The 22,215-nt window shown below is 65.5% G+C and carries 20 protein-coding genes; 15 read left to right on the top strand and 5 right to left on the bottom strand.

What is annotated here, in order from left to right:
* The first annotated feature begins 249 nt into the window (after positions 1–249).
* Positions 250–690: a MarR family winged helix-turn-helix transcriptional regulator gene (locus tag ACIBG0_RS36770; RefSeq protein WP_397039261.1), complete on the top strand. Its 441-nt coding sequence runs from the start codon at positions 250–252 to the stop codon at positions 688–690.
* On the opposite strand, the gene ACIBG0_RS36765 is transcribed toward ACIBG0_RS36770, so the two are convergent.
* Positions 671–4,111: a protein kinase gene (locus ACIBG0_RS36765; RefSeq protein ID WP_397039258.1), complete on the bottom strand. Its 3,441-nt coding sequence runs from the start codon at positions 4,109–4,111 to the stop codon at positions 671–673. The two genes, ACIBG0_RS36770 and ACIBG0_RS36765, sit on opposite strands and share 20 nt — an antisense overlap.
* A gap of 245 nt (positions 4,112–4,356) precedes the next feature.
* Between ACIBG0_RS36765 and ACIBG0_RS36760 the strand changes: the two genes are divergently transcribed.
* Together ACIBG0_RS36760 and ACIBG0_RS36755 are read left to right on the top strand one after the other, a co-directional pair.
* The gene (locus ACIBG0_RS36760) at positions 4,357–5,730 is read left to right on the top strand and encodes a glutamine synthetase (protein WP_397039255.1); all 1,374 of its coding nucleotides are present in this window, start codon (positions 4,357–4,359) and stop codon (positions 5,728–5,730) included.
* A 1-nt stretch (position 5,731) separates the two neighbouring features.
* Positions 5,732–6,787, top strand: a complete 1,056-nt coding sequence (locus ACIBG0_RS36755; protein ID WP_397039254.1) for an amidohydrolase family protein — start codon at positions 5,732–5,734, stop codon at positions 6,785–6,787.
* On the opposite strand, the gene ACIBG0_RS36750 is transcribed toward ACIBG0_RS36755, so the two are convergent.
* Positions 6,784–7,518, bottom strand: coding sequence for a DsbA family protein (locus tag ACIBG0_RS36750; protein ID WP_397039252.1), 735 nt, complete (start codon positions 7,516–7,518; stop codon positions 6,784–6,786). The two genes, ACIBG0_RS36755 and ACIBG0_RS36750, sit on opposite strands and share 4 nt — an antisense overlap.
* A gap of 166 nt (positions 7,519–7,684) precedes the next feature.
* On the opposite strand from ACIBG0_RS36750, the gene ACIBG0_RS36745 reads away from it, so the two are divergent.
* Complete coding sequence (locus ACIBG0_RS36745; RefSeq protein WP_397039249.1) at positions 7,685–8,908, top strand: RtcB family protein; 1,224 nt, start codon at positions 7,685–7,687, stop codon at positions 8,906–8,908.
* A gap of 49 nt (positions 8,909–8,957) precedes the next feature.
* Here ACIBG0_RS36745 and ACIBG0_RS36740 read toward each other — a convergent pair whose 3' ends face one another.
* The gene (locus tag ACIBG0_RS36740; RefSeq protein WP_364339086.1) at positions 8,958–9,440 is read right to left on the bottom strand and encodes a hypothetical protein; all 483 of its coding nucleotides are present in this window, start codon (positions 9,438–9,440) and stop codon (positions 8,958–8,960) included.
* 282 nt (positions 9,441–9,722) lie between these two features.
* Between ACIBG0_RS36740 and ACIBG0_RS36735 the strand changes: the two genes are divergently transcribed.
* Both ACIBG0_RS36735 and ACIBG0_RS36730 read left to right on the top strand, forming a co-directional pair.
* Positions 9,723–11,897, top strand: a complete 2,175-nt coding sequence (locus ACIBG0_RS36735) for a RecQ family ATP-dependent DNA helicase (protein ID WP_397039247.1) — start codon at positions 9,723–9,725, stop codon at positions 11,895–11,897.
* A gap of 202 nt (positions 11,898–12,099) precedes the next feature.
* Positions 12,100–12,258, top strand: a complete 159-nt coding sequence (locus ACIBG0_RS36730) for a hypothetical protein (RefSeq protein ID WP_397039244.1) — start codon at positions 12,100–12,102, stop codon at positions 12,256–12,258.
* A gap of 29 nt (positions 12,259–12,287) precedes the next feature.
* On the opposite strand, the gene ACIBG0_RS36725 is transcribed toward ACIBG0_RS36730, so the two are convergent.
* Both ACIBG0_RS36725 and ACIBG0_RS36720 read right to left on the bottom strand, forming a co-directional pair.
* The gene (locus ACIBG0_RS36725; RefSeq protein WP_397039242.1) at positions 12,288–12,497 is read right to left on the bottom strand and encodes a hypothetical protein; all 210 of its coding nucleotides are present in this window, start codon (positions 12,495–12,497) and stop codon (positions 12,288–12,290) included.
* A gap of 63 nt (positions 12,498–12,560) precedes the next feature.
* A complete protein-coding gene (locus tag ACIBG0_RS36720; protein ID WP_397039239.1) occupies positions 12,561–12,707 on the bottom strand; it encodes a hypothetical protein in 147 nt (48 codons plus the stop codon).
* A gap of 85 nt (positions 12,708–12,792) precedes the next feature.
* On the opposite strand from ACIBG0_RS36720, the gene ligD reads away from it, so the two are divergent.
* The 9 genes from ligD to ACIBG0_RS36675 all read left to right on the top strand — a co-directional run bounded on the left by ligD (position 12,793) and on the right by ACIBG0_RS36675 (position 22,204).
* Complete coding sequence (gene ligD, locus ACIBG0_RS36715) at positions 12,793–13,749, top strand: non-homologous end-joining DNA ligase (RefSeq protein ID WP_397039237.1); 957 nt, start codon at positions 12,793–12,795, stop codon at positions 13,747–13,749.
* A 122-nt stretch (positions 13,750–13,871) separates the two neighbouring features.
* The gene (locus tag ACIBG0_RS36710; protein WP_397039235.1) at positions 13,872–14,828 is read left to right on the top strand and encodes a D-isomer specific 2-hydroxyacid dehydrogenase family protein; all 957 of its coding nucleotides are present in this window, start codon (positions 13,872–13,874) and stop codon (positions 14,826–14,828) included.
* A 375-nt stretch (positions 14,829–15,203) separates the two neighbouring features.
* A complete protein-coding gene (locus ACIBG0_RS36705) occupies positions 15,204–16,190 on the top strand; it encodes an alpha/beta hydrolase (RefSeq protein WP_397039232.1) in 987 nt (328 codons plus the stop codon).
* Position 16,191: 1 nt separating this feature from the next.
* Positions 16,192–17,160: an SDR family NAD(P)-dependent oxidoreductase gene (locus ACIBG0_RS36700; protein WP_397039229.1), complete on the top strand. Its 969-nt coding sequence runs from the start codon at positions 16,192–16,194 to the stop codon at positions 17,158–17,160.
* 2 nt (positions 17,161–17,162) lie between these two features.
* Positions 17,163–18,089 (top strand): ferritin-like domain-containing protein, encoded by a 927-nt coding sequence (locus tag ACIBG0_RS36695; RefSeq protein WP_397039226.1) that lies wholly within the window; start codon positions 17,163–17,165, stop codon positions 18,087–18,089.
* An 11-nt stretch (positions 18,090–18,100) separates the two neighbouring features.
* Complete coding sequence (locus ACIBG0_RS36690; protein ID WP_397039223.1) at positions 18,101–19,597, top strand: flavin-containing monooxygenase; 1,497 nt, start codon at positions 18,101–18,103, stop codon at positions 19,595–19,597.
* Positions 19,598–19,691: 94 nt separating this feature from the next.
* On the top strand, positions 19,692–20,462 hold the full coding sequence (locus ACIBG0_RS36685; RefSeq protein WP_397039220.1) for a MerR family transcriptional regulator: 771 nt from the start codon (positions 19,692–19,694) through the stop codon (positions 20,460–20,462).
* Positions 20,463–20,918: 456 nt separating this feature from the next.
* Positions 20,919–21,662: an SDR family NAD(P)-dependent oxidoreductase gene (locus tag ACIBG0_RS36680; RefSeq protein ID WP_397039217.1), complete on the top strand. Its 744-nt coding sequence runs from the start codon at positions 20,919–20,921 to the stop codon at positions 21,660–21,662.
* Between the two features lie 74 nt (positions 21,663–21,736).
* Positions 21,737–22,204, top strand: a complete 468-nt coding sequence (locus ACIBG0_RS36675) for a hypothetical protein (RefSeq protein WP_397039215.1) — start codon at positions 21,737–21,739, stop codon at positions 22,202–22,204.
* Positions 22,205–22,215 lie beyond the last annotated feature (11 nt).

The raw sequence follows: 22,215 nt of genomic DNA, 5'->3' as shown, positions 1-22,215 counted from the left end.
GTCGTCGCGCCATGTCGTGATCTCGTCCTCCTGCACCCATTCTGGTGCACCAGAACTCTCACAACCGCTGGACCTGCTCAAAGGGCTCCAGTCAGCAATGCTTGTCCATGCGCGCTCCTCTCGAGTTGGATGCGATCCGGGAGGCCGCACCGCCGATAGTGGTGGTGTACCACTAGTTTATGTGTCTATCACAACGAAATATGGTGGTCAACCACCACCAATTCCCGCTGGACGGCTACGGTGAGAACCATGAGTCAGCAACCGACCGGCGCCGACGAGAATCCCAGCAACGCCGAACTGGTCCAAGCCCTTCAGCAGGCGGTGGGGCTTGTGCGTGCCCACTTCGCCGCAGCGACAGCCCGAGCGGGCGTGACGCCGGTGCAAGCGAAGGTGCTGCGCGAACTCTCCGACCCCCTGACTCTCAAGGATCTGTCGGCACGATTGGGCGCGGACCTGTCCAATACCTCGGGAACCGTCGACCGTCTGGAGTCTCAGGGCCTACTTCGCAAGCTGCCGCACCAAACCGATCGGCGAGCACGTCTGCTCACCTTGACCCCCACCGGCGAGCGCATCCGGCAAACCTTGGAAGACCTCGCCTTCAGCACCGTGCCCCCACTCGACGTACTCAGCCAACGCCAGCGTCACGACCTGAACACGCTGCTCCGGCTGATCACCTCGTCCGCTCGCTGATTCCTTCGATCTCGTTCAGGATCTGTCGCAGGAAAGGCCGCGGTGGCTGATCGGGTGCCTCCGGGGTGGCGAGGACGGTTTCCACGACGGGTGCGATCGCGGGGGCGCTGTCCACGGCCATTCGGACGAGACCGAGTGCGGCGCACCGAGAAAGTGCCGGAGTCAGGCAGGCAATCGCCTGATCGGTGCGTCCGGCGACGGAAAGGCAACCGCCGTATAGCAACTGAGCCTGCAGAAGCGCGCGGGGGCGACGTTGGGTACGGATTTCGGCGAGCATCTGTTCGGCGGCGGCGACGCAACGCTCGGCGGCGGCCGGGGAGTGTTGGGCGAGCAGGAGACGAATGCCCGACTCGTGGGTGAGTTCGGCGGTGACCGCGAGCGGGTGGTTCGGTTGCCGTTGGTAGGCGGGCAGGTGCTCGAGCCTCTGCCGGTCTTCGTCGGTGATCGGCAGCCCCAGTCGTACCCGCTCGTTCACAATGCGGGCGGTCAGCCGTGGCAGAGCGATGTGCTCCGCGACCGTTTGCCCCTCGTCCAACCGTCGTCGTGCGGCATCGAGGTCACCGCGCATTGCCACCAGCCTGGCACCGGTCCCGTAGGTGGCGATCAGGAATTCCATCGCGCCGGCCGCGACGCCGGAACCGGTTACCAGCAGCTCGGCGGCTTCGGCGTATTGCCCTTTCTGGTAGAGCAATTCGCCGAGCAGGCCGCTGGCCATCCGGGTCGCGTGGGATTGGCTGCCGGTATTCCGGGCCCGGGTGAGCGCGGAGCGGAAGAGCGCCTCGGCCCCCTCGATGTCGAGTTGTTCGGCGGCGGCTTGGCCGGCGATGCAGGTGCCGTACACCACACCAGCTGGGCCGTTGACGCGGGTCCGGTAGGGCTCGGCCCATGCGTGCCAGCGACGTACGTCGGCAAAGTCGAAACGATAGAAAGCGGCCGCTTCCGCCGTGGTGGCCGCGACACTGGCGAAGAACGGTGGCACCGGCTGTTGCAGCCAAGCCTCGGCGGCAGGCGGGAAATCCTTGAACCGATCCGTCACAAGGTATTCCGCGGCTCGCGTCACATCGGCCTGGATGCGCAGGTCCGCGGTCGCGGGATCGTCCGGTGCGGCGGTTGCCAGCGCCGCGTCAACGCGATCCAGCGCGGTGCTGGTGGCGGCGGGGCGCTGGAGCGAGATGTTGGCCCAGGCCACCGACAGTTGCAGCCGTGGATCGGCAACCGTGATCTCGGCGGGTAGTTTCTTCACCAGCCCGAGGAAGGTGGCCATGCGGGAATCTTCGATCAGCGTGTCGGCGTGCTCCTGCACCAGCTTTTTCGCCTGCTCGGCGGCGCCGGCCGCGAGTGCGTGATCCACGGCTTCGGTGAGCATTTCGTGCCCGGCGAACCAGTTCGACGCGATCAGATGCAGCTCTTCGAGCAAGCCGGGATGCTGCCGGATCAGTCTGCGGCGCAAGAAGTCCGCGAAGAGCGCGTGATAGCGGAACCACCGCAGCTCGTCATCGATGCTGCGCAGGAACAGATCTCGGCGCCGCACCTCCTCGAGCTGTTGCTGCCCGGACCGCACGCCGGTCAGCGCCTCCGCGAGATCTCCGCAGATGGTGTCGGTGACCGCGGTCCGAATGACGAAATCGAGCATCGCCGGTTCGAGCGCGCCGACAACGTTTTCCATCAGGTATTCGCCGATGGCGTAGTGCTGCCCGGTGATCTGATCCAGGTAGCCCCCGGGATCCTCCTTGCCGCGCAGCGATAGTGAAGCGAGTTGTAATGCCGCGACCCAGCCCTCGGTCGAATCGCGCAGCCGGTCGACGTCGGCATCGGAAAGGTGCAATTTCTTCGCGCCGACCAGAAAGTCTGTAGTTTCCCCGGAATCGAAACGCAGTGCGCTCTGGTCTATTTCCACCAGTTCGTCCTGAACGCTCATGCGCCCCAACGGAAGACCGGTGCGAGTGCGACTGGTCACGATCAATCGCAGATGGTCGGAGCCGTTGTCGAGCAGGAACTCCATCGCCGCCAGGGTCGCCGGACTGGTCACTTGGTGCCAATCGTCGATCACGACGGCAACGGGCTCCGCGCTGTCGTGGATCTCGTTGATCAGGGCCGCCATCACATGCTGCGCCGCGCCGGCGGAACCCTCCTCGAGAATCTGCGTCAGTTCGCTGGCCAGCGTGGGACGAACCTGCCGAATAGCCTCCACCAAGTGGCTCAGGAACCACACCACATTGTTGTCGTCCTCCGCGATCGCCAACCAGGCCACCCGGACGCCTTCCGCGTCGAGGGCGTGCGCCCACTGTGCGGCCAGGCTGCTCTTGCCGAAACCGGCCGGGCCATGAATGAGGACCAGTCGCCTGGATTGCCCCTCCCGTAAAGTCTCCAGCAACCGCGGGCGGTTGATCAGCCGACGCAGCGTCGTCGGTGGGCGGAACCGGGTCTTCGGGGCCGATTCCAGCGGCAATACGGCGCTCGAGGTTGTCTGCGAGAGCGGCCGAACGCCCGCGACCGATCCCGTTGCGCCGGATCCGTCGTGCGCCGGGGCGGCCATCGTGTCCACCGGCAGCCCGCAGGAGAACTGCGCGGTACGCAACCGCTCACCGAAGTCCCTGGCTGATGCCGGGCGGTCGGCCGGATCGGTGGCCATCGCGGCTTCCAGGGCGGCGCACACCATTGCCGGTACACCGGCGGATCGCAGGTCCGGGACGGGTTCTGAGGTGATGCGCACGAACTGCGCCACCATCGACTCCCCTGCTTGGCGCTCGAACGCGGCGTGGCCGGTGAGAGCGGTGAACAGCGTCGCGCCGAGCCCGTAGATATCGGAGAGAACCGTCGGAGGTTCGCCGCGGATCACCTCCGGAGCCGTGTAGGCCGGCGTACCCGCGACCGTGCCTGGCGCCGTCTCGAACGCGCCGCCTACCCGCGCAATACCGAAGTCCGCCAACTGCGGTTCACCGTAGTCGCTGATCAGCACGTTGCCGGGATTGACATCGCGATGGATGACGCCTGAGGCATGGGCGGTCGCCAGTGCGCCCGCCAGCTTCACGCCCACACCCAATACCTCCTGCCACGGCAAGGGCCCGTCCGCGCGAATCCGGGTGGCCAGCGAGCCCCTGGGGTGCAGCGGCATCACGATGAACGGCCGTCCGGTCGCGGTGACATCGGTCGTCAGCACCTGGACGATGTTCGGGTGGTTCGAGAACTTCCCCAGCGCACGCTGTTCGCGCAGGAAGCGGGTCCGGTCCTCATCGTCGACCGTGGAGCCGAGAACCTTGACCGCCACCTCCCGCTCGATCGCGGACTCGGTGCACCGGTACACGATGCCGAATGTGCCTCGGCCGATCTCTTGGGCGTCGGCGAACCCGGCCGCAGCCAGTTCCGCTGCGATACCGAAAGTCAGGTCGCGTTGCGTCCCCTCGGCATTGCCCTCGGACACCGACCGCTCACCCGATCACAGGCGCAGAGTTCCCGGAAATTCGCGCGTTTGCGACGGCCTGCCACTCCGACCGCACCGCGAGCGAGTCATGTACTTACCTCTCGAGGGGAAAACCAGCTGGTCCCGACAGGTCGATCATAAGCCGCGACGACGGCAGCAGTGTGGCGACCAACGAACCGGCCGCGGCGCGACGAGCTAGCCCGACTCCGTCCCGAAGCGGGCCAGGGCGGATTATCTTGGGACTCATGCCCACCATGCCGGATCGGATACCGGCCGAGGGTGCCCATGATGCGTTGATCGGGCACCTCGAGGCCCATATGGTTGCTCTGACCTTTGTCGATAATGCCGGGATAACGAGGGTGAAGACGGTACCGAAGGGACGGTTGGCGCAGGCCGCCAGGTTCGGGATCGGGGTATCGCCCTGTTTCGAGACATTCACCTTCGATGATCTGATGTCTGTCGGGCGGTATCTCGGCGGGCCCGATGGTGATCTGCGGCTGATTCCCGATCTGTCGCGATTGACCGAACTCGCCTGTCAGCCGGGGTGGGCCTGGGCGCCCGCCGATAAGTTCAGCCAGGACGGCACTCGCTTCGTCGGATGTCAGCGCGCGTTCGCGACTCGGCAGGCGCAGGCGGCGGAGAATGCCGGGCTGCGGCTTTCGATGGCATTCGAGACGGAGTGGTCGGTCGGGCGCGGAGATATCGAAAACGGTTTCGTCCCAGTGATATACGGGCCCGCTTACAGCATGATCCGGTTGAGCCAGGTGGGCGAATACGCAAGCGAGCTCATCGCGGCGTTGGAGCGCCAGGAGGTCGCCGTCGATCAGTTCCATCCCGAATACGCGCTGTCGCAGCTGGAATTGTCGGTCGCACCCAATGAACCGGTCGCGGCCGCCGATGACGCGATCCTGGTCCGGCACACCATCCGGCAGGTGAGTGCGCAGTACGGTTGGCGCGCGCTGCTCGCGCCGTGTATCGAGCCGGGCGGTGCGGGTTCCGGTGCGCACCTGCATTTTTCGCTGCACGATGATGAAGGACCGCTGTTGGCCCAGGGCGAGGGCCCCTATGGCATGCGCCGCGCGGGCGAGGCCTTCCTGGCTGGTGTGCTGCGAGAATTGCCCGCACTGGTCGCCGTCGGCGCGGGCAATCCGGCGAGTTTCCTGCGTCTGCAACCTTCGCGATGGGCCGGGGTCTGGCAGTGCTGGGGTCGCGAGACGCGAGAGGCGGCACTGCGCTTCATCACCGGTGTGCGTGGCACCGAGGACTGGGCGGCCAATGCCGAGGTCAAGTGTTTCGACGCGACCGGTAATCCATATCTGATCGTCGGTACGGTCATTGCCGCCGGGCTGGCCGGTATCGCCGATGAACTGCGGTTGCCAGCTGAAATCACCGGCGACCCCATGGGATTCGATGCCGAACAACTCATGCTCTCGGGTGTGCGGCGGTTGCCGACCAGTTCGATGGAGGCCGCAGACGCACTGGCGGACTCCAAGGTGCTCACCGAGGCGCTCGGCGTCGAATTGCACGATGCGCTGCTCACCGTCCGCCGCGCCGAGGCCGAACGCTATCGGGATATCAGCCCGGCCAAGGTGATCGAGATGACCCGATGGCGGTTCTAGCGTGCTCACCGATGGTGTCGCGCTAACCGATCACCATTGTCACGGCGTCGTCGCCGCGGATCTGGACCGACCCGGCTTCGAGCGACTGCTCGGTGAAGGGCAGCACGGTACCTTCGATTCGGCGATCGGTCTTGCGGTAAGGCGTTGGTGCGCACCGGTTCTCGATCTGGAGCCGCATGTCGATCCGGAGCGTTACCTGACCCGCAGGGCCGAGCTCGGTTGGCGGGCAGCGACCACCCGGCTGCTGCGCGCCTCCGGCACCACCCGATGGTTTCTCGATACCGGATTCGGCGGTGGCCGAGCGGAATTCGCCGCCCTCGCCCCTGGTAAGGTGCGCGAGATCATCCGGCTCGAACAGATAGCCGAACAGGTGATCACCGAAGTCAGCACCGTGACAATGCCTTTCGAGGATATCGAAACCACATTGCGCAGTCGGGCCCGAAATGCCGTCGGCCTCAAGACAATCGTGGCATACCGTTATGGTCTGAACTTTCCCGTCACCGATACCCTGCCATCGACGGTCATCCACGAACTGCGCCTCACCGATCCGGCGACGCTCGGCTGGCTGGTCGGACTCGGCGCGCGCATCGGCGCGGAGCTCGGCCTGCCGCTGCAGTTCCACACCGGATTCGGCGACACCGATCTGCGTCTCCAGCACGCCGATCCGCTGCTGCTCACCGACTTCCTGCACGCCACCGCGGGCTCCGGACTATCGGTAATGCTGCTGCACTGCTGGCCGTTCCATCGCAACGCCGCCTACCTCGCGCACGCGTTCGACCATGTGCACCTCGACCTCGGCCTGACAATTCCCTACGTGGGACAACGCGGCGCGGCGGTACTCGGCGAAGCGCTCGAACTCGCGCCGTTCCGGTCGATGCTCTACTCCTCCGACGGCTACGGACTCCCCGAGCTGCACTACCTGGGCGCACTGCTGTGGCGGCGCGGCCTCGGCCGCCTGCTGGACGAATGGATCGCTGACGACGCCATCACCCTCGCTGATGCCGAAGGGCTGGTCATCGCGATCGCCCACGGCAACGCCGCGCGCACCTACCCCTAGCGCGCGGCGGCGATGGCGGCCTCGAGTCCGTTGGACAGCTGGCTGGAATCGAGCTTCTTATCATTGACGAAGACGGTCGGGGTGGCATTGACATCGCCGTTGAGAACCCGCTTGGTCTTGTCACGGACATAGCTGTCGTATTTGCGATCGGTAATGCACTGAGCGACCGACGGGTCGGTGTAGCCCGCGTTCTTGGCGATCTCGACGAGTTTGCTGTCGGGCAGGCCACTGCCGCCCTCGGCGGGCTGCTGTTCGAACATCGCGGCGAACCAGCTCTGATACTTCGAATGGTCTTGTCCGGCAACACAAAACGATGCGTTCGCGGCGCGCGAGGAGTACTGGGTGCTCGACGCACGGTCCAAGAATGCGATGACGTCGTATTCGACGATCGCCGTTCCATTCTTGGTGGCGTCTTCGAGGGCCTTGGCGTTGCGTTTCTCGAATTGTTTACATGCCGGGCACTGCAGGTCCGCGACCACGCGAACGACGACCTTCGCATTCGAATCGCCGACGCGCACGGTGCCGGCGGCGGTCACGCCCGCCGGGGTATTCCCGGAGGTGGCGGCTGTCGCGACGCCGGTAATGACGCCGCTCTTCTGCACCGCAACCACGCCGACCACGCCAACGACGACGAACAGCAATGCGGCGACCACCACCAGAATGACGACAGTGCGGTTGCCGGACCGCGACGCCGGCGGTGGACCCGACCATCCACCCTGAGGGATGCTCACCGTGCTTCACCACGCTTTCACTCGCCGAACTTTCCGCCCCGCACGATAGCGGTTGTGGAGCGCGGCGTCCTCGTCCGGTAATGGCCCACCGATAATGAAGTGCGCATGGACCTGCGGGAATCTAGCGTTGATGGGGAACAGACCGAAACCAGAAAGGACGCTCCCCATGTTTCCCGTCGAGCTGCGCGGCACCAGGGCGCAGACGCTCATGTGGGCCAACGAGCACGAAATCGAGCAGGCCGCGCTGCGGCAGCTGCGGAATATCGCGCAACTGCCATGGGTCCACGGCGTCCGCGTCATGCCCGACGTGCACCTCGGCAAGGGTGCGACGGTCGGTTCGGTGATCGCTATGCGCGATGCGGTCGCGCCCGCGGCCGTCGGGGTGGATATCGGCTGCGGCATGGAGAGCGTGAAGACCGACCTCACCGCCGCCGACCTGCCGGACAATCTGCATTCGCTGCGCTCACGCATCGAGGCTGCGGTGCCGGTGGGGTTCCAGGCGCATAAGGATGCGGTCGATGTCGCGAAGCTGGGCGCGCAGTTCGCCGCCTCACATGGCGAGCTGGCCAAGCACATCGGCGGCTGGGGGCGTTTCTGGTTCGAGTTCGGCGCACTGAATCCGGGCGTACAGGCGCTCGAGTCCAAGGCGCACAAGCAGATCGGCTCGCTGGGCGGCGGCAACCACTTCATCGAAGTGTGTCTGGACGAGCACGACTCGGTGTGGATCCTCCTGCACTCCGGTAGCCGCAATATCGGCAAGGAACTCGCCGAACGGCATATGACCGTCGCGCGCGCACTGCCGCAGAACAAGGACCTGCCCGATCGCGATCTGGCCGTATTTCTATCCGGCACACCGGAAATGGAAGCCTACCGGCACGATCTGACCTGGGCGCAGGAATACGCCGCACGCAACCGCGCGGTCATGCTGTCGCTGGTATGCGGTGCCGTGCGCGCGGAATTCGCCGGACGCGAGGTGCGTTTCGACGAGCCGATCTCTTGCCACCACAACTATGTGGCGGAGGAGGAGATCGACGGCGTGCCGATGCTGGTGACCCGTAAGGGCGCGGTGCGGGCGGGCGCAGGTGATCTAGCGTTGATTCCGGGTTCGATGGGCACGCGCTCATATGTGGTGCGCGGCAAGGGAAACCCGGCCTCGTTCCAGTCCGCGTCGCACGGTGCCGGTCGGCGGATGAGCCGGAACGCGGCGAAGCGGCAATTCACCGTCGCGGATCTGATCGCGCAGACCGAGGGCGTGGAATCGCGCAAGGATGCGGGTGTGGTCGACGAGATCCCGGCCGCGTACAAGGACATCGACGAGGTCATTGCCGCGCAGAGTGATCTGGTGGATATCGTCGCGACGTTGCGTCAGGTGCTGTGCGTGAAAGGGTGAGCCGTGGCCGAATTGCGGTGAGCACCACCGTAATTCGGCCTGAACGTAGTCAGCGCCGCCGCATCGTGCCCGCGACGCCCGCACCGAGTAGCAGTACGCCGAGGATGAAGGGGAAACCGCTGGTCACCCAGGTGATCAGCGCTTGTCGCATCTCATCGGACAACAGCGGTAGGTCGTCGTGAATGATTCGCCAGGTGTCATCCGGGAACAGGAAATACACGAAGCCCGGCACCACACCCCAGACCAGTCCGGCCAGCACCGTCCCGGCCGGTGAGTACGCGGCAAGGGCGGCCACCAGGAGTAGCAACAGCGCCCCACCGACGATCTGGAATGTCGATCCGGCCCGATTCGCCGCGGACCCGAGGATGACCCACTGCCGGGTATCCAGCGCCGCGTGCGCGGCGAGTCCGATCCCGACCGGCGTCACCACCAGGCCGACCAGAATGCCGAAAACGGTGCGCCCGAATCCACCGGTACTGCGGAATTGGGCGCCGGGCGGAGACCAACCCGGCGGCGGATCGTAGTTGGTCATCGCTACCTCCTGCGGGGTCCCACGGTGCGGAGCAATCGTCTCACCCGATTGCCCGTTGGCCAGCGATATTTCGCTTTTCGGCCGCGTTGCCGCAGGTGTCACCGGTGAGCTGTATGCCCACGGCTATCACGGGCGTTTCGCCGCGACGTCGGAACGGTTTCGTCGCGAATCCATGGGGTGCGCCGACCTGGCGGCGCTGGAGGTGTCTACCGGGAGAGCCTTTCGTCGAACGGATACCGCTCGGCACGGCCGTTGCTATCGAGGTCGGTGGCATCAGGCACGATGGAGCCCATGACCACCGCGGCCGGTACTTCAGCGATCGACCTCACCGCACCCGACCTGCGGGAACGGGCCGAGGAGTTGCTGCGCGACCTGGCCGGACCGCAGTCGAAACTGCGTGAGGACCAGTGGACGGCGATCGAGGCGCTGATCGTGCAGCGCCGCCGGGCGCTGGTGGTGCAGCGCACCGGTTGGGGTAAGTCGGCGGTGTATTTCATCGCGGCCAAGTTGCTGCGGCGGGCGGGGCGCGGGCCGACGGTCATCGTGTCGCCGCTGCTGGCGCTCATGCGCAACCAGGTCGCGGCCGCCGAACGGGCGGGGGTCATCGCGGCGACCATCAACTCCGGCAATGTCACCGAGTGGGATGAGATCCACGATCGGGTGGCCGCGGGTGCGGTGGATGTGCTGCTGGTCAGTCCCGAGCGGCTGAACAATCCCGACTTCCGCGATCAGGTATTGCCCAAACTCGCCGCCGACGCCGGACTGGTCGTGATCGACGAGGCGCACTGCGTCTCGGATTGGGGTCATGACTTCCGGCCCGATTACCGCCGCATCCGTACCCTGATCGCTGATCTCGGCTCCGATGTGCCGGTGCTGGCCACTACCGCGACCGCCAACGACCGAGTGGTCACCGATGTCGCCACCCAGATCGGGACGGATACTGCGTCTACCCACCCCGCCGACTCCGTCGACCTGCCACCCCCGCTGGTGCTGCGCGGCACGCTTGATCGCGAATCACTGCACCTGTCGGTGGTGCGCTTCGACGACGCGGTCGAGCGAACCGCCTGGCTCAGCGGACACCTCGACAAGCTGACCGGTTCCGGCATCGTCTACACCCTCACCGTCGCCGCCGCGCACGATCTCGCCGATGTGCTGAACTCGCACGGACACAATGTCGCCGCCTATACGGGACAGACCGATACCGCCGAACGCGAGGCGCTGGAGGCGGCGCTGCTGAACAACGAGGTGAAGGCGCTCATCGCGACCTCGGCGCTCGGTATGGGGTTCGACAAACCAGATCTGGGTTTCGTCGTGCACGTCGGCGCACCGTCCTCCCCCATCGCCTACTACCAGCAGGTGGGTCGCGCCGGGCGCGGCACCGATCGTGCCGAAGTGGTGCTGCTGCCGGGGCCGGAGGACGCCAGGATCTGGAGCTACTTCGCCTCTGTGGCCTTTCCGCGCGAGCACATCGTGCGCTCGGTACTCGACGCACTGGATTTCGACCGGGCCATGTCCACCGTCGCGCTGGAGCCCTTGGTGGAGCTGAACCGCTCGCGACTGGAAATGGTGCTCAAGGTGCTCGATGTGGACGGTGCGGTGCGGCGGGTCCGCGGCGGCTGGATCGCGACCGGACAGCCGTGGGTCTATGACACCGAACGCTATGAACGTCTCGCCGCGGCCCGCGAGGTCGAACAGCAGGCGATGATCGACTATCAGCGCACCACTGGCTGCCGGATGCAGTTCCTGCGCCGCCAACTCGACGATCCCGGCTTGCCCGCGCTCGAGGCCAACGCGCCCGGCTGCGGCCGCTGCGACAACTGCACCGGCACCCGTCTCGATACCACCATCGACTCCTCGGCCATTGCCGCGACTCGCGCCCGACTGGACCGTCCAGGCCTCGATCTCGCCCCGCGCAAGCAGTGGCCCACCGGAATGGCCAAACTCGGAATTCCGTTGTCCGGCAAGATCACCAACGGTGCCGAGACCGGACGTGCGCTCGGTCGCCTCACCGATCTCGGCTGGGGTCAGCGCCTGCGCGCGCTGCTGGACGCACCCGATGATCCGGTTCCGGATGCGGTCTTCGACGCCTGTATCGCGGTGCTGCGCGAATGGAACTGGACGACCCGCCCGACCGCGGTGATGGCCCTCGAATCGCAGCGGTACCCGGTGCTCACCGCCAGCCTCGCCGCCCGCCTCGCCGAGGTCGGCCGCCTGCGTGACCTCGGTACCTTGCAACTGCGTCCGGATCGGCCACCGGTCTCCGCGGCGAACTCGGCCCATCGGGTGGCCGGATTGTTCGACTCCTGGCTGATTCCGGATCTCGGTTCGCTGGACGGTCCGATCCTGCTCGTCGACGCGCTCGCCGATACCGGCTGGACGTTGACTGTGGCCGCTCATGCGCTGCGCAACGCGGGCGCCCCAGCGGTGCTGCCGTTCGCACTGGCCACGCAGACCTAGACTCACGTCCGATATTTTCCGCGCTATGGTGTCGACAGCACCGGACTACCGGCGTGTGTGATCTCGCGCGGATCTGCCCCGCGCCCTCGGTCGCTGCGGATCTTGGCGAAGCGGAGGCCGTTTACCGCTCCACAACTAACAAAATGGCAAATATATAGCTAACTCACGTTTTCGGACCGGAATCGTCGGTCACGATATGCCCATGTACTCGAACCTGCCCGCAAAAAGGCTGTTAGAAGAGGTCAAAGCGCGGTACGGCTCCGCCGAGGCATTCTTCGAATCCTTGGACAACGAGCGCATCGACCCGATGGCCGACACCATCGAGCTACCACCTATGCCGGAACTGCGCAGCCCCGACTGAGCCTGCGTCGGTGCTCACCGGACCCGCGCCTATTGACGCGCGTCCGGCAGCCGAAGCGTCGGCGGGTCCGGCTCGATGCGCTTGGTGTCGCTCAGTCGGTCGTCCGGCGGTATCGGCCTGCGCGGCTCGCGGACGCCCGCGGCGCCACCGCCGGGCTCCCCCGGACCCGGACCACCGCCCGCGGGCACCGCACCGCGACCGAATAGTCGACGAATCGCCTGCATCAGCTTGGTCATCATCTCGCCAGTGTGCGCCCCTTCGCCGCGGATGGCATCGGTGTTCACAACCGGCGAAGCCGCGGGTCAGCGAGTCGCGGCGAGCAGTTCGATGATCTCGGCGGTGCTGCCGGTTTCGCCGAGGCGCGGGAAGATCTTGCTGATGCTGTGCTGGTGGGCCTCGGCATCGGAGTCGGTCATGGCGTCGGTGGCCAGGGTGACGTCGCGTGCCACGTGCGATCCGATACGGCCAGGCTCGATTTGCCCGCGAATCTCGGGATACCCGCGCCGGAACCACCGAGCCGTTATCGTCGGACAGGTGGCCAGTAAGTCCGCGTCACCTGCTGTTGAACTCGATGTCGGCGACCGCACCGTCCGCATCTCCAACCCGGACCGGATCTATTTCCCGGACTCCGGTGCGACCAAACTCGACCTGGTGCAGTACTACCTGAGTGTCGGAGACGGCATCGTCCGCGCGCTGCGGGACCGGCCGTGCATGTTGCATCGGTTCCCCAAGGGGCTCGCGGGTGACAAGGTGCATCAGAAGCGGCTGCCCGCCGGCGCGCCGGACTGGGTTCCCACGGTGCGCGTGTTCTTTCCGCGCTACGGCCGGCATGCGGACGAACTCTGCGTGGCCGAGTTGGCCGATGTCATCTGGGCGGTGCAGATGTCCACGGTCGAGTTCCATCCGTGGAACTCGCGCCGCGATGACACCGAGCGACCCGACGAATGGCGCATCGATCTGGATCCGATGCCGGATTGCCCGTGGTCACGGGTGCAGCGAGTCGCGGACGTCGCGCATGAGGTGCTCGATGAGTTGGGCGCGGTCGGCTGGCCGAAAACCTCCGGCGGCAAGGGTTTACACATCTATGTACGCATCGCCCCGGAGTGGGGTTTCACTGAGGTGCGCCGGGCGGCACTGGCCTTCGCACAGGAGGTCGAGCGCCGCGCACCCGACGATGTGACCACCACCTGGTGGCGCAAGGACCGCGATCCGAAAATGCTGTTCGTCGACTACAACCAGAACGCCCGCGACCACACCATCGCCGCCGCCTATTCGGTCCGCGGTGTCCCGGAGGCGACGGTCTCCACACCCATCGGCTGGGATGAAATACCCGACGTCGACCCGCGCGACTTCACCATGAAAACGGTCCCCGCCCGCTTCGCCGAATTCGGCGATCTGCACGAGGGCATCGACGAGGCGGTGTTTCGCATCGACCAACTGCTGGAGTGGGCCGATCGCGACAATCTGGACGTCGACCTCGACGAGGACTGACACAGACATATCCCTGCGCGAGATCGGGGTGCGCGGGACGGACGGACACCGGGTGTTACGGTTCGCTAAGCAGTCAGCCGCAGGCGCCGTGCCAGTGGTTTTGCCCGCGACAGGAGGTCGTTATGAGCGCCGCGGAGGTTCCAGTTCCGGTCGCGATCGGGCCGACGACGCCCGTGCCGACGCTGCTGCGCAAAGCCGTCGTCGAGGGCGGCGCGACCGTCGCGGATCTGGCCCAGGCCAGAGCATTGATCTGGGCGGGCGGGCCCGGTGAATTCCCGGACGAGTTGCCAGCGTCCATCGAATGGGTGCAGTTGCCCGCGGCCGGTGTCGAGGACTGGTTCACCGCGGGCATTCTCGCTCGGCATCCGGAGGTTCGATTCACTTCCGCCGCAGGCGCTTTCGCGGCGAGCGTGGCCGAGCATGCGCTGATGCTGCTGCTCGCCGGGGTTCGATATCTGCCGGAACATCTGCGGGCGGGCAGTTGGCGACAGCACGATTTCTTCCCACACGTCGGCACACTGCATGGCAAGACGGTGACCATTGTCGGTGCGGGCGGGATCGGGCGCGCCCTGATTCCCATGCTCGTTCCGCTCGGCGCGCACATCATCGCCGTCAACCGCTCCGGCCGCCCGGTAACCGGACCAGGGATTCCGGACACCGTCGAGACTCTTCCGGCCGACCAGCTCGCCCGCATCTGGCCACGCACCGATCACGTAGTGATCGCCGCACCCGCGACGCCCGAGACGAAACACCTGGTCGGCGCCGAGGAACTGGCCCGGTTGAAGCCGTCGTCGTGGGTGATCAATGTGGCGCGCGGCAGTCTCATCGATACCGACGCGCTGGTGGGCGCACTGGCCTCCGGTGCGATCGGCGGCGCGGGTCTCGATGTCACCGATCCCGAACCGCTACCGGACGGCCACCCGCTCTGGGTACTGCCGAATGCCATTGTCACACCGCATGATTCGAATCCGCCGCAGCTGCGGCTCGCGGCTTTCGCCGACCATGTCGGGGCGAATGTGCAGCGCTTCACCGCCGGACGCGCTCTGCTCGCGCCGATCGATACCGAGCGGGGTTACTGACCACTCGGGACCGGAGCCGACCGGTGTCGGCTTCGGCGACGAGCAGTGGTGAGCCGCAGCCCGGATCGTCCGACTGGGCGATGACGTGCGGGTGGAGGCCTCGAAGTTCTCGGCCGAGTCCTTGCCCGCGTACGACGCCGACGGCTGATCGGTCTCGACCATAGCCGTTCGGGATCGGTCTGGTCTTGAACACGTTCGTGAACGGGATTCCGGCCCCGCAGATCCGAGCTCACTGCGGCAACGGTGCGGGGCGAAACGCCATGCCCCCAGTGAGCCCTTCACGGTGGAGTTTCAGGAGACAACGGCCATGCACCGAAACTGACTGCTCCAAATGTGCCATTGACAACTGGCACATTCATGCCTGACGCTTAACTCATGACAAGGTCAACGAGGACCTCGGTCCCCGGCATTCCGACGGTGCCCTCGGCACGGTCCAGACTCGCTGCCGCGGCATGCGAGATCGGACTGCGGCCGCTGAACAATGCGGTACCCATGAACGCACCGGGAGTGTGGTTCGCACGCAAGCTGATCGCGACGATCATGGCCACGGCGGGTCCGACGCCGCGTGGCATATCCGTCGTCCAGGTCCGGTCCGGAGCCGTCCGCGGCGAATGGGTCCGCGCACCCGGCGTGGAGCTCGGACAGCGCGCCATCTATTACATCCACGGCAGCGGCTACGTCCTCTGCTCGGCTCGCACCCATCGCGGCCTTGCCGCCCAACTGTCCAGGAAGACCGAACTGCCGGTCTTCCTCACCGACTACCGGCTCGCGCCGGAGCATCGGTTTCCGGCCGCCGCCGACGATGTCGAGGCCGGATACCGCTGGCTGCTCGACCGGGGGTTCGCCGCACAAGACCTGGTGATCGCCTGCGATTCGGCGGGTGGGCATCTGGCGCTGGATCTGCTGATCGAGAACGACCACCACACCCGGCCGCAACCCGCGGCCGTCGCGATGTTCTCCCCGCTGATCGATCTCACCTTCGGCTTGGCTGCCGAACAGGAAAGGCGGCAACGAGATCCGGTCATCTCCGCCCGCGCCGCCAGCCGACTTCCTTACGCCTACACCCGCGACCTGCCCACCGACGCACCGCGCCTGCGGCTCCGCGTTCCGCCGGGTATGACCATGCCGCCGCTGCTGATCCAGGCGGGCGGCGCGGAAATGCTCACTGCCGACGCTCGACATCTGCACGCGATGGTGCGCGACGCGGGCAGCGACTGCACGCTCGAGATCTGGCCGGGCCAGATGCACGTCTTCCAGGCGCTGCCGCTGCTGGTGCCCGAGGCGGATAAGGCCTTGGATCGGGCCGCCGAATTCCTGCGTACCGCACTGGTTTCCCAGACCGTCGCGAAGAAGGTGAGCTGACATGTTCGGACTGGAAAGACTCATTCCGATCGGGATCCGACCGCGGCGCAGCCATGGCGCCCGCGCGGTGGTGACCGGTGCGGGCAGTGGCATCGGCCGAGCCTTCGCACTCGAAATCGCCGAGCGCGGCGGACAGGTGATCTGCGCCGATATCGATGAGTCCCGCGCCGATGAGACGGTCGCCCTCATCGAGCGCAATCATCCCGGCGCCGCGCATGCCTTCCGCTGCGATGTTTCGCGGCGTGAAGACGTGGAAGTCCTTGCGCGGTTTGCCGAATCGCTCTTCGAACGTCCGGTCACGCTGTTGGTCAACAATGCCGGTGTCGGCATCGGCGGAAAGCCGGTCGGCGAAATCGGATTCGATGACTGGGAGTGGGCGCTCGGCATCAACCTGTGGGGTGTGGTGCACGGATGCGAGATCTTCGCACCGCAACTGCGCGCCGCCTGCGGTGGCGGGAGCGACGGGCCCGGAAGCGGTAGCTTGCGTAACCACGCAGGGCCCCATCACCACAGCGGCGGAATCATCAATGTCGCCTCGGCGGCCGCCTTCGCCGCCGCACCATCAATGGCGGTCTACAACGCGTCCAAGGGCGCGGTACTGTCGCTTTCGGAGACCATGGCCGCCGAGATGAGCGGCACCGGAGTCGCCGTGACGGTCCTGTGTCCGACCTTCGTCAAGACCAATGTGGCTCGCGACGGCCGCATTACACCGCAATCGGCCCGATTGGCCGACACCCTCATGCGCCTGACCGGATTCTCCCCCGACAGCGTCGCGCGTACCACCCTCGACGCTCACGACCGCGGCCAACTGTATGTGCTGCCGCAACTGGACGCGCACCTCATCTGGCGGCTCAAGCGCTACTTCCCCGCCCAGTACACCTACGCCCTCGGGCTCCTGGATCGGCTACTGCCACAGGAGAACTCGATCACCACGGACCGTTCCTCGGTCTCCGACAAGACGGGAGTCTGATCATGGCCAACGTGATGGATTTCGACGATATGCTCCGCAAGATCAAGGACCGGCAGTGGGCACTGGCCGATATCGACTGGGATGCGCCCGGCGCGGAAACGATTTCGCCCGATTTGCACGCCAAACTCAAGCCGTTCATGGCCGATCTGATGTGGATCGAGAATGTCGGTGCGCGCGGCTTCGCCGCCATGGCGAAGAAGGCGCCGACCGAAACGCTGCGCGAGATCTACCGCTACTTTCATGCCGAGGAGCAGAAGCACGCCAATGCCGAACTCGCGCTGATGCGGCGCTGGGGCATGCTCGACGGTGATGAGATTCCGCAGCCGAATGTCAACGTGAAGCTGGTCATCGACTTCCTGGACCAGTACTCCGACGATATGTCGCTGTCCTTCCTCGGCACGGTGATTCCGATGCTGGAGGTGGCGCTGGACGGTGCGCTGATCAAGTTCATCATGGACGAGATCGAGGATCCGGTCTGCCAGGAGGCCTTCAAGAAGATCAATGCCGACGAATCCCGGCATCTGGCCGTGGATTTCGCGGTTATGGATCTGCTCGGGCACGCACAGATGCGCAAGCTGCTCATCGATCTGGTCGGCGGGTGGGCCAAGCCGACGTTCATCATCGGCGTGCTGAGCTATGTGCCGCTACTGAACAAGATGCGCGACAACATCGTCGAAATGGGCGTCGACGAGGAGAAGTTGTACGCGGCGCTGAAGCGCTACGCCAATGTCGGCGAGCGCAGTGAATTCGCGCGCAGACTGCCGATGTATCAGATCGTCAAGATGCACGGCGGCTGGGTGATCAACCGCGGTCACCCCTATCACCTGCTGGCCGACGCACTGGTCAAGATCACCGCGCGAGTGCCGAAGCGGCTGCTGCGCCCGCAGCCGACCTGGTCCAAGGAACTCACCTACGAGCCAGCGGCATGACGAAGGAAGCCATGAAAACGTTGGATGTCGCCATTATCGGCGGCGGATTCGCCGGTATCGGCGCCGCGATTCGCCTGAAACAAAAGGGAATCGGTGATTTCGCGATTTTCGAACGCGGCACCGCGATCGGTGGAACCTGGCGCGACAACACCTATCCCGGTGCGGCGTGCGATATTCCGTCGCGGCTGTACTCCTACAGTTTCGCACCGAACCCGAATTGGTCGCACACCTACTCGGGCAGTAGGGAAATTCTCGGCTATATCGAGTCGATGGCCGCGGAGTTCGGACTGCACAAGCACTTTCGCTTCGGTCACAACGTCACCGGGATCGTGTTCGACGAGGATACCGGAGTCTGGAACATCACGATCGAAGACCGCGCGGAGGTCATTCGCGCCAGAGCGGTGGTGTTGGCCTCCGGCCCCTTGGCGAATGCGAGTCTGCCCAACATCCCCGGCATCGAGGACTACCGAGGGCACAAGATTCACAGTGCCCGTTGGGATCACGACTACGACTTCACCGGTAAGAAGGTCGCGGTCATCGGTACCGGAGCCAGTGCGGTGCAGATCATTCCAGAACTCGTGGAGAAGGCGGCCTCGGTCAAGGTGTTCCAGCGGACACCGGGATGGGTACTGCCCCGGGTCAATCGGCGCACCACCCCGCTGACCAAACAGCTCTACCGCAGGGTGCCCGCGGCCGAGTCCCTCTCGCGCTCGGCCTGGTTCTACGGACATGAATCCGTCGCGCTCGGTGTGGTCTGGAATACCCCGCTGACCAGGGTGGTCGAACTGGTCGGACGGGCTCAACTGCGCAGGCAGGTGAAGGATCCGTGGCTGCGCCGCCAGCTCACCCCGGACTTCCGCGCCGGATGCAAGCGCCTGCTGATGACCGACGATTACTATCCGGCGCTGCAGCGCGAGAATTGCACACTGATCACCTGGCCGATCGCCCGCATCGCCGAACACGGCATCCGCACCGCGGAAGGTATCGAGCACCAAGCCGATTGCATCGTCTTCGCCACCGGATTCGATGTCTCCAAGACCGGCACGCCCATCCCGGTCGTCGGCCGTGACGGGCGGGTACTCGCCGAGGAGTGGCGCCGCGGCGCCTATGCCTACAAGAGCATCGCGGTATCCGGCTACCCGAATCTGTTCTTCACATTCGGGCCGAATTCGGGGCCGGGACACAATTCGGCGCTGGTGTACATGGAAGCCCAGATCGACTATCTGGTGAGCGCGATCGGCACCATCCTGGACCGGAATCTGCGCATGCTCGATGTGCGCCGGGACCGGCAGGACCGCTACAACGCGGCGATCCAACGGCGCCTCGGCAGCACCACCTGGAATTCCGGTTGCCGCAGTTGGTATCTCACCGAGGACGGTTTCAATGCGACCATGTATCCGGGTTTCGCCACCCAATACGTGAGCCAGCTGCGAACAGTGAATCTCGATGACTACCACGTCATACCCGCCGCGCGCACGACGAAGTCGCGGATCGCGGCGGTTTCCTAGGTGACAGGCACCGGTGACCGGGACGTTAGACTCGCCTCGACCGTATTTCGGCCGCCGGTGCAGCAGGCCCTAGTCGCTATGGGAGGTGATATCGGTGCCGGAGTACCGGATCGATGATCTCGCCCGCGCCGCGGGCACCACGAGCCGGAATGTGCGCGCCTACCAGGAACGGGGGCTGCTACCGCCCCCGATCGGCAAGGACGGGCGCGCCAGCATCTACGACGATTCGCATCTGGAGCGACTGCGACTCATCGACGCACTATTGCAGCGCGGCTTCACTACCGCCCATATCGCCGATTTCATCACCAGCTGGGAAACCGGCAAGGACCTCACCGAGGTGCTCGGTCTACAACACGCGGTGACGGCCACCTGGGCCAAGGACGAAACCTTCGAGGTGCCCCGCGAACTGATCGGGACGATTCTCGGCACCGATACCGACGAACTCGTCGACCGGCTCGCGCAGATGAAGCTGGTGCGAATCGAGGGCGATACCGTCGCCTTCACTGATACCGCACTGCTCACCTCATTCGCCGAATTGCACGAATACGGCCTGGAACTGCGCACGCTCATCGAGATCTATGCCAAGGTGGCCGACCATATCGATGACATCACCCACATCATGATCACGGCCGCCAAACAGCACATCGTCGACGAACACGGGCCGGGCTGGATGCCCGAGACCAGCAGCGAAATCGCCGACACCACAACGATGCTCAACAAAATGCGTGAACTGGCCGTCGCCTCGGTGCACGCCACCCTGGCCCGGTCGCTCGATGTCACGCTGCGGCGCGAGTTGGGCGATTACCTCGCCACCGCCGCGGAGCGCGAACGCGGACGTACCGGTTCATTGCCCGACGTGCCTTGATCGCCAGCGAAATTCGCTGGGAGGCACGTTGATTTCGGGGATTCACGCCGCCGATTGTCCGGCCTCGGGCCGACCGAGCGTTTCGGCTCGACAGGCACGGTGCTCCGGGCAAAGATAGGCTAATCCGGGCCGGATGAACGCCGGGTCCAGCCGCTGTGCGAACGTCAAGTTTTCGCGACGCCAGCAGTCGCCGCATACCACTGTGTTCATGTGGCACCTCATTCCGCTCACGGGACGTGTCACCAAGGATTCCCATTTCCGGCGGAATCAACGCTGTATCAGCCCATGGCAACACAACCGTTACTTCGGATCCGCGTTCTTGCCAGCTGTCGCACGACCTCCCGCCCCGCTCCGGGTGTACGACTTCTGCACGCTCCTGGGCGCACATGGCAGCGCATCACGTTTCCGACCCGACCCCTTGACCTGGAGCGCACTCCAAGGATTACGTTCGCTGTCATGGACGAACGCATCGCACTCGCCAACCGTGTCGCTCTTGTCACCGGCGGATCCCGAGGCATCGGTCGGGGCATCGCGCAGGCACTTGCCCGCGCTGGGGCGGCGGTTGCCGTCAACTATCGCAATCGAGAGGACGAGGCAGCCGCAACGGTTGCCGAGATCGAACGGGTCGGAGGCAGAGCGATCGCCGTGCGGGCGGACGTTGCCGTGCGGGCGGAGGTGGAGGCGATGGCCGCGCAGGTCGGGTCCGAGCTCGGCCCTATCGACGTGCTGGTGAACAACGCAGGTATCGCCACGATCCGCGGGGTGGACGACATCACCGAAGAGGACTTCGACCAGACGCTGACGGTCAATTTGAAGTCGGCGTTCCTGTGCACCCAGGCAGTAGTCCCCGGGATGCGCGAGCGAGGCTGGGGACGGATTGTGAACGTCTCGTCCGTGGCGGCTCGCGGTGCGGGCTCCATCGGTGTGCATTACAACGCGTCCAAAGCGGGTCTGGAGGGGCTGACGCGCGGCTACGCCGCACGCCTTGCCGCGGATGGGATTACGGTGAATGCTGTCGCACCTGGACTCATCGACACGGAAATGGCTGCGCCACTGAAGGAATCGGGTGTCGCAGACCGTCTGCCCGTTGGCCGCATCGGCACACCCGACGAGATCGGTCAGGCGGTCCTCATGATGATCGGCAACGGTTTCCTCACCGGGCAAACGGTAGCTGTGAACGGCGGCGGTAGCTTCCTCTGATTCTTGGATCTTGCGGTCGCGCGCGACTCTGTCGACACTGGTTCGGTCCGAGTTTCGCGAGTGCAGGAGCCAACATGGCCATCACAGCTGTTCGTCGTATCTCGTCCGGGTTCGCGGTTCTCGCCGCAGTCGTCGCGTTGGAAGGCGGGTCGTTGCTGGCCTCCGGTGCCGCCGCCGGCGCACCCGGAGATGTCACCACCACGGTGACGCTATCCGGGCAGGCGGCCACCGGATGCACGGCGCAGGTGAAGGCGACGGTGGCAGGGAGTTCCGCGCTCGGGCTAGGGAATTACATTCCGCCGGTGGAGTTCTGGGATGACGCAACGTTTCTCGGCAGTGTCACACCGACGGTGAACAAGGCAACGCCGTCCAACGGTCCCTCGTTGACCGCCCACATCGATTGGAAGCCCGGGACGACCGGTAATCACACGGTGCGGGCAAAGTATGTGGGTGGCAATTACACGCCGGAGTCGGAGGGCTCGGTTGTCCTGCGTGTCGGCACAGGTGTCGATCTCGGGTCGGCGTGCTTGCCGATCGGCTGAACTCTGCCGCA

It is taken from the genome of Nocardia sp. NPDC050630, assembly GCF_044457245.1.
Classification (GTDB): Bacteria; Actinomycetota; Actinomycetes; order Mycobacteriales; family Mycobacteriaceae; genus Nocardia.
This window is presented reverse-complemented; position numbering and strand designations above follow the sequence as displayed.

Coding starts and splice junctions, on each gene's coding strand:
- ACIBG0_RS36740 (WP_364339086.1), bottom strand. CDS start 9,440: ATGACCAACTACGATCCGCCGCCGGGTTGGTCTCCGCCCGGCGCCCAA.
- ACIBG0_RS36745 (WP_397039249.1), top strand. CDS start 7,685: ATGTTTCCCGTCGAGCTGCGCGGCACCAGGGCGCAGACGCTCATGTGG.
- ACIBG0_RS36680 (WP_397039217.1), top strand. CDS start 20,919: ATGGACGAACGCATCGCACTCGCCAACCGTGTCGCTCTTGTCACCGGC.
- ACIBG0_RS36770 (WP_397039261.1), top strand. CDS start 250: ATGAGTCAGCAACCGACCGGCGCCGACGAGAATCCCAGCAACGCCGAA.
- ACIBG0_RS36760 (WP_397039255.1), top strand. CDS start 4,357: ATGCCCACCATGCCGGATCGGATACCGGCCGAGGGTGCCCATGATGCG.
- ACIBG0_RS36675 (WP_397039215.1), top strand. CDS start 21,737: ATGGCCATCACAGCTGTTCGTCGTATCTCGTCCGGGTTCGCGGTTCTC.
- ACIBG0_RS36725 (WP_397039242.1), bottom strand. CDS start 12,497: ATGATGACCAAGCTGATGCAGGCGATTCGTCGACTATTCGGTCGCGGT.
- ACIBG0_RS36735 (WP_397039247.1), top strand. CDS start 9,723: ATGGAGCCCATGACCACCGCGGCCGGTACTTCAGCGATCGACCTCACC.
- ACIBG0_RS36710 (WP_397039235.1), top strand. CDS start 13,872: ATGAGCGCCGCGGAGGTTCCAGTTCCGGTCGCGATCGGGCCGACGACG.
- ACIBG0_RS36695 (WP_397039226.1), top strand. CDS start 17,163: ATGGCCAACGTGATGGATTTCGACGATATGCTCCGCAAGATCAAGGAC.
- ACIBG0_RS36690 (WP_397039223.1), top strand. CDS start 18,101: ATGAAAACGTTGGATGTCGCCATTATCGGCGGCGGATTCGCCGGTATC.
- ACIBG0_RS36730 (WP_397039244.1), top strand. CDS start 12,100: ATGTACTCGAACCTGCCCGCAAAAAGGCTGTTAGAAGAGGTCAAAGCG.
- ACIBG0_RS36700 (WP_397039229.1), top strand. CDS start 16,192: ATGTTCGGACTGGAAAGACTCATTCCGATCGGGATCCGACCGCGGCGC.
- ACIBG0_RS36705 (WP_397039232.1), top strand. CDS start 15,204: ATGACAAGGTCAACGAGGACCTCGGTCCCCGGCATTCCGACGGTGCCC.